At 41.7% G+C, this 242-nt stretch carries 1 protein-coding gene; it reads right to left on the bottom strand.

What is annotated here, in order from left to right; all coding sequences use genetic code 11:
• Positions 1 to 187 (bottom strand): DUF192 domain-containing protein (locus tag ACRHOZ_RS21325; protein ID WP_431130376.1); only part of this gene is annotated, 187 nt, incomplete at its 3' end.
• Positions 188 to 242: the final 55 nt, after the last annotated feature.

The following is a 242-nucleotide window of genomic DNA, read 5'->3' as shown; positions in this document are numbered from 1 at the left end:
CTTCCCAACGAAGGCCACATTCGTCACAGGGCAATGCGTTTTTTTGAAAACTGGCAATCTTCAAGTTTTCTTCGATATAGATGATATCCAAAGGAAATTGGGTATTCTTCATGTAGAAGCAATGATGCGTCACATCTGGAAAAATAAACAACATTCGCTGCTTTTGCTCCATGGATTCCCGATACATTAATCCGGTCTAGGTTTCATAATCGGTTTCCGCAATTTCGATGTCCAAACGGGCG

The sequence above is a fragment of the Flagellimonas flava genome, assembly GCF_050617915.1.
GTDB classification, from domain to species: Bacteria; Bacteroidota; Bacteroidia; order Flavobacteriales; family Flavobacteriaceae; genus Flagellimonas; species Flagellimonas flava_A.
The sequence above is the reverse complement of the archived record's forward strand: the minus strand, read 5'-3'. Positions and strand labels throughout refer to the sequence as shown.